We start from the raw sequence: 6,000 nt of genomic DNA, 5'->3' as shown, positions 1-6,000 counted from the left end.
TGTCTTCAAACGAAAAACACCTCCAATGAATTTGCATACTTAGTATGCGAATTCAGGAGGTGTTTTTTTCATGTACCACTATTCGGGTTCACTTCAAGTCAAGGGGTTTTCTTTATGTAGCAAATAAATGATTATTATTAAAACTAAATTTTTTCCCTACTTCTTTTCTCCATTTTGGAGAAAGACATAAATTATATTAATCATCGCTCTGCGTTGTTCGCTAGAACTCGATTCTTTACTCTCTTTTGAGAGCTTTTTAAAATTCTCTTTGAAAAATAGCCTAATACGACAATTTTTATATTTATTTATATAAATTTCTCAACAAAAAAGATCTACACAGTTTAACTATGCAGATCTTTGTAAATTTAAGTTTAAAAATGAATAGACGAATCCTATTTTTGCCCTAACTTGATTGCCTTTTTGATATTACTAAATGCACCTTTACCATATATTAATACGCCACCGCGGTAAACACGACTCGTTAAACCAATCATTATACATATTGTTGCGATTAGAATCCCTAATGCTAGCGCAATCTCCCATACTGGGATATTAAGGAATCCAATTCGTACAAGCATAACTATAGGAGTAAAGAAAGGTACATAACTAGTAATGGTAACAACCATGCTGCTTGGATTTGACATTCCATAAATTGCAATATACAAAGCAGCAAGTAACATAAACATCAGCGGCATAACAGCTTGAGAAGATTCCTCTATACGCGTAATGATAGAGCCAAATAGACAAGATAATGAGCCATATAATAAGAATCCTAATGTGAAGAATAGAATCCCATAAAACACTAGAGTTGGAGCAACAGAATTTAAATCAATACTATTTAAAATATCATTTTTCGAATCATTAATTGCTGTTTTATATCCAACAGTTGCGACCAAGCCCCAAATTATGATTTGCGTAATACCAGCCAATAATGTCGAGAATAGCTTCGCATATAAATGTTTGGTAGGCGAAATACTTGAAACAACTAACTCCATAACACGAGAAGATTTCTCTGTTGCAACATCTGTTGCTAATTGTGCAGCATACATTAATATCATTAGATAATTTAGCATGATAAAGACATTAATTAAAATCCCTACACCCTCAGTATGTTCTCCATCTTTAACCTTATCTGAAACCGTTTTGGTATGAATTTCTACTGGCGTTGTTAACACCTTTAATTCATCTTGCGATAGATTCAATTGCTGGGCGAAGTTAGAAGATTGTATTTGAGATAAAATCGTTTGAACCTTGCTAACATCTTGCTGATTTACATCCGTCTCAGTTATATACGTAGCCTTTAATTGTTTATTATTCAATTCCTCTACAACGATTGCATATGTATAATCACCATTTTTAACACCTGATTCTGCTTTTTGTTTATCCGTGCTACGTTTAACTTGTATCTTACTATCGACATTTTTAAACACTTGATGAATGGTTGAATATAATTCTTCTTTTTCTGTTACAACAACAACTTGATCGTCCTCGTTACCTGCAAACAAGTTATAAATCTTGTCAAAATTCATCAATCCTATAATTAACATAGAAACTATTATTGTAATAGCAAAATATGATTTTGATTTCACTTTAGATTTATAGTTTTGTAAAAAAATTGTCCAGAAACTACTCATTTTGTGCACCTACTTTCGCAATAAAGATATCATTTAATGTAGGCTCTTCTACTGCAAACTTTTTAACATACCCTAATTTTGTTATCTCTTTAAATAAAACATGTGACACTTCTTCATATGAAATTTTAAGAGTAACTGCATTTTTACGTTTCTTCATACTTTCTACACCTTTTATTTCTTTCAAATGGTCAAAGTCATGATCGCCAACGATTACAACGTTCTTTTTACCAAAATCACTTTTAATTTTGGCAATGTCACCCTGAACAACAGGTACACCTTTGTGCATAATACAAATGTGTTGGCATAACTCTTCCACATGTTCCATACGATGTGAACTAAAAAGAATTGACGACCCTTGTTTTTGCATATCAAGAACAGCGTCTTTTAACATTTCAACATTTACTGGGTCTAAACCACTAAATGGTTCATCTAAAATTAAGAGTTCAGGCTTATGTATAATCGCTGTTATCAGCTGGATTTTTTGCTGATTCCCTTTAGAAAGTTCTCCTACCTTTTTGTTCAGATGCTCAGTAATATTAAAACGCTCCAGCCAATAGTGAAGTTCTTTTTCTGCATCTTTACTTTTCATGTTCTTTAGTTTTGCAAAAAAGTTAACTTGTTCTTTGACAGTCATTTTCGCATAAAGACCACGTTCTTCTGGTAAATACCCAATTTTATCTGTAACACCATAATTTATAGGTTTACCATTCCATGAAATGGTCCCACTTGATTTCGATAAAAGTCCAAGTATCATTCGAAATGTAGTCGTTTTACCTGCTCCATTCCCGCCCAAGAATCCAAATATTTCACCTTTTGGTATCTCGATATTCAAATTATTCACTGCAACATGCTCGTCAAATTTCTTTGTTAAATCTTTAATTAGTAAACTCATTATCCACACCCTTAAATCCCAAGATGATTTATTTATACAATTGTATATCCATAGTCAACCACAATATTTTGCCCTCTAATGGCATCGCTTTTATCAGACATTAAAAATAAAATGACATTTGTTACATCTGAAATTTCAACAAATTTTCTATATGGAATCTTTTTTAATAACTTATTTCCTTCAAAGGACTTCAAATAGCTTTCGTTATTATCGTTTATGCTATAGGACAGTGAATTGTATACCACTGTAATGATTCATTTTTTATCTTTCAAAAATGAATCATTACCAACAAATGTTATATTTCGCATTATAAGGTTAGCATAAGATTTTAAATATTTAATATGCAATTCTGCATATTTTAATACTCTCAATTATTTACATAGTGTTTGACCATCTTTATTTAAAGCAGCCCCCACATTTACAAAATTCACTTAAAACAAGAATTTGTTTATCCATACTTTTTCTATAATTTTTCATGGAAGAACTGAAATTAATTAGTACCCCTGTTAAACACCTAAATCTGATACTTAAACTAACTAATCTTCCTCTAATAAATTGTTTTCTTATTTAACTTCACAATTAATAGTATCCAGCAGGCATAGTCACAACATCTTCGTACACCTCCTCATTAAAGCTGAAGGAACACTAATTAAAATCTGGTCCAGAAATTTTACCTTTCTACGTTACAGGATCCGCATAAGAAAACATAGAATACAGTACCTCCTCTGTTACAACTAGCTTTATGTCTTGAATTCAAAAAACATAATATCTAATTTATATAATTAATTTCGTGAGTTCAAACCTCTCCAGGTTCATAAAAAAGAGACACCATATCAACCTTCTACGTGATATGGTGTCTCTTTTTTATCTAATTCAATCACTTCCCACCAAACATCTTCTCCAAAGACTTTGCATTGGCAAACAATACTTCTTTCAAGTTATCGTCAGCAACGATTTTATAGTCGCCATCTTTGTCTTTCTTTAAGTTCAATGTAACTTCGCGAGTTGCCATGGCTGCATCTTTATCCGTTAAGTTTTTGATGATAGTTGAGGTCATTGTTTTTTCAATCGCTTTTTCAGATTGTTCTTTGTCTTCGCTAAATGCGCTAGCGAAGGCCATTGGCATAACTTCTCCCACTGCTTTTGTTACAGCAACGGATAGATCAGCAGATGTAATTTTCACTTTCACTTCTGCTTTGTCATCCTTTTTCGATACTTCTTCTAGCTTTTCAAATTTAAAGTTCTTTGTAATTGCACTTAGCATTGCTTTTGCCTCAGCATCATCTGTTTTTTCATTTAGTTTATTAAATTCCTTGTCACTCTCAACAAATGTACGAGCCTTTTCTACATCACCTTTTTGTATCGCTGTTAAAAATTCTTCTGTAGTATCTTTCGGATTTGCACACCCTGCTAAAACAACCGCTGTTAATCCTACTACCATCATTAATAGCAATAATCTCTTTATCTTTTGCACGCTCATTCTCCTCATTATCTTTTCTAGTAAGTCAGTATCATACAATATTATGAAACTGACATTACAAACATTTTTTAGTATAGCATTTATATGATTAATTTTCTATTAATTCCCAAAAATATAAAGAGCCTTGCAGCATTCCTACAAGGCCTCTCTTCTATCAATCTGTATCCGTAGCACAAATGAACCACATTTTCTGTTCCCTACTACCATCCATATAGTCCGATCAAAGATCATAAGCGATAACCAAAGTGATATATTAATAGCAGCAAATAATAAATATAAAATGAAGTCTCTCTTTTGTAGTGCCCCTCTATTCATTACAATGTAAAATGCACCGATAGGAGGCAAAATAAAGCAAAGGAAAAAGTTTTTCTTAACAACCATAGATACGCAGTTTCTTTCTGCATATGAATCCCCTTTTCATCATAATACTTGCTTCAACATCGGCCTCACTACCCTATATTCATCACTATAAGCTTCCTTTATGATTAAAGGCGGATATTCACTTTTTTCTTCCTCAATCATTGTAAACACTTCTGTTTTCTCTTGTAATGTATTAGATTCTCTATTTTTAGTAGGGTTTTTACTTGTTTTAATTTTCTTTGTTACTTCGCCAAGTTTTTGCCCAACTTCTTCTACTTTGGCAGGTTCATTCGTAACATAGTATTCTTGTTCGTCCCATACTAATATAGGTGGCACTTGTTCTCTTTTGTTACATATTATATAAGTAGTACTAGCTACAAGTAGTATACAAGTTAATAAATAGAAGATAGTTTTTTTATTCATATACTACACTCCTTATCTATCAGTTCATTGGATTATATAACACAATTTATTTACAGTAAATGGATTTAGCGGTAATTTTTAGGTTTAACAATAAAGAAAAACCTTACCGAAGTAAAGTTCCGTTTTTACATTCTATAGTGACTGATTAATTAATACGATCATTACAATAATCGCTATAAGCATAACAACTAAACAGCCGATTAATTTATAAAATCCTCGCTTCGTTAATGTCCCACCTTGAACATCTTTACGAATAAATAAGAATACGGCTAAAAATAATACAAGCCCAATGCCAAAAGCATACATCATTTGCATATGTTAATCTTCCTTTCTCTCTTCCATCTTAATATCTTTTTGCCAAAACAACAAATGAGATAAAGACGGTACTCATCGTAAGTGCCATAAGTATATTCAATAATTCAGTAGCAGATAGTGTAAGTATTTTTAAGTTTAAGCCAATAGAGAAAAGAAGATAATATACTGTTAATGCAAAAAAGGTTACAAACATTCCTTTATAACGAATGAATTTCATTCGCTCATCTTTTTCTTTAAATTGTGGGTGTAAGTAGCTTAGGCAGAAACTCATAATCATCATCCCAAGCAATGGATACGTTATAGCCGGCGGTGCAGAATGCGTCATTATACCTGTTAATATCATAAATCCACTCATAAATAGAAAGATAATTCCCATGATTACAAAGTACTTTTGTGAATAGTTCATTCTTACTCCTCCCCTTCTTTTCCTTCATAAATAAATACATGTTCTATCGTTGTCTGAAATGTTTTTGCTATTTCAAATGCTAGCGGAAGTGATGGATCGTATTTCCCTTTTTCAATTGAGATAATGGTTTGTCTGGAAACCCCGAGTTTCTCGGCCAGTTTTTCTTGAGATAGTCCAAATTTCTTTCGGTATTCGACCATTTTATTTTCCAAGGAAATTTCTCCCTCCTTCCATATATCGAGTATATATGTAAAGTAAACTTTACGTCAAGGTTCCTTTACATTTATTTCAATCAGTTTTCGTTCTATTTATATAGAAGAAACTTGTTCGATTTCAGCACGTCTATTTTGTAATAAAACATGGAACACTGTATGTAATCGTTACTATATTTCCTCCTCACTTTTTTAAAAATTTAATATCTTCATATTTATTTTATCCTTTTAAAATATTTCATTCTCTGCTTTATTAGATGCAATGTGTTATTTGTTTT

General features: G+C 31.9%; 8 protein-coding genes and 1 pseudogene. All 9 read right to left on the bottom strand.

The window, feature by feature from the left end; all coding sequences use genetic code 11:
* Positions 1–392: 392 nt before the first annotated feature.
* Positions 393–1,634, bottom strand: a complete 1,242-nt coding sequence (locus ASE54_RS18525) for an ABC transporter permease (protein WP_000094236.1) — start codon at positions 1,632–1,634, stop codon at positions 393–395.
* Positions 1,627–2,526, bottom strand: a complete 900-nt coding sequence (locus ASE54_RS18520; RefSeq protein WP_000054722.1) for an ABC transporter ATP-binding protein — start codon at positions 2,524–2,526, stop codon at positions 1,627–1,629. The genes ASE54_RS18525 and ASE54_RS18520 overlap by 8 nt, the downstream gene beginning before the upstream one ends.
* 32 nt (positions 2,527–2,558) lie before the next feature.
* Complete coding sequence (locus ASE54_RS18515; RefSeq protein WP_003258596.1) at positions 2,559–2,771, bottom strand: SDR family oxidoreductase; 213 nt, start codon at positions 2,769–2,771, stop codon at positions 2,559–2,561.
* 632 nt (positions 2,772–3,403) lie between these two features.
* Positions 3,404–4,000, bottom strand: a complete 597-nt coding sequence (locus ASE54_RS18510) for a DUF4878 domain-containing protein (protein ID WP_001169502.1) — start codon at positions 3,998–4,000, stop codon at positions 3,404–3,406.
* A gap of 141 nt (positions 4,001–4,141) precedes the next feature.
* Positions 4,142–4,410 (bottom strand): annotated as a pseudogene (locus ASE54_RS37605) (hypothetical protein).
* A 16-nt stretch (positions 4,411–4,426) separates the two neighbouring features.
* Positions 4,427–4,789, bottom strand: coding sequence for a hypothetical protein (locus ASE54_RS18500; RefSeq protein ID WP_001036577.1), 363 nt, complete (start codon positions 4,787–4,789; stop codon positions 4,427–4,429).
* Between the two features lie 132 nt (positions 4,790–4,921).
* Positions 4,922–5,104 carry a DUF3976 domain-containing protein gene (locus ASE54_RS18495; protein ID WP_001178294.1) on the bottom strand — a complete coding sequence of 61 codons (183 nt, stop codon included), beginning with the start codon at positions 5,102–5,104 and terminating at the stop codon, positions 4,922–4,924.
* Between the two features lie 28 nt (positions 5,105–5,132).
* Entirely contained in the window at positions 5,133–5,510 is a 378-nt protein-coding gene (locus tag ASE54_RS18490; protein WP_001109897.1) for a hypothetical protein, read from the bottom strand.
* A gap of 2 nt (positions 5,511–5,512) precedes the next feature.
* Positions 5,513–5,722 carry a helix-turn-helix transcriptional regulator gene (locus ASE54_RS18485; protein WP_000428510.1) on the bottom strand — a complete coding sequence of 70 codons (210 nt, stop codon included), beginning with the start codon at positions 5,720–5,722 and terminating at the stop codon, positions 5,513–5,515.
* Positions 5,723–6,000 lie beyond the last annotated feature (278 nt).

It is taken from the genome of Bacillus sp. Root131, assembly GCF_001429475.1.
GTDB classification, from domain to species: domain Bacteria; phylum Bacillota; class Bacilli; order Bacillales; family Bacillaceae_G; genus Bacillus_A; species Bacillus_A thuringiensis_S.
The sequence above is the reverse complement of the archived record's forward strand: the minus strand, read 5'-3'. Positions and strand labels throughout refer to the sequence as shown.

Excerpts from the sequence above, each read along its gene's own strand:
- ASE54_RS18500 (WP_001036577.1), bottom strand. The coding sequence starts at position 4,789 with ATGAATAAAAAAACTATCTTCTATTTATTAACTTGTATACTACTTGTA.
- ASE54_RS18525 (WP_000094236.1), bottom strand. The coding sequence starts at position 1,634 with ATGAGTAGTTTCTGGACAATTTTTTTACAAAACTATAAATCTAAAGTG.
- ASE54_RS18495 (WP_001178294.1), bottom strand. The coding sequence starts at position 5,104 with ATGCAAATGATGTATGCTTTTGGCATTGGGCTTGTATTATTTTTAGCC.
- ASE54_RS18490 (WP_001109897.1), bottom strand. The coding sequence starts at position 5,510 with ATGAACTATTCACAAAAGTACTTTGTAATCATGGGAATTATCTTTCTA.
- ASE54_RS18520 (WP_000054722.1), bottom strand. The coding sequence starts at position 2,526 with ATGAGTTTACTAATTAAAGATTTAACAAAGAAATTTGACGAGCATGTT.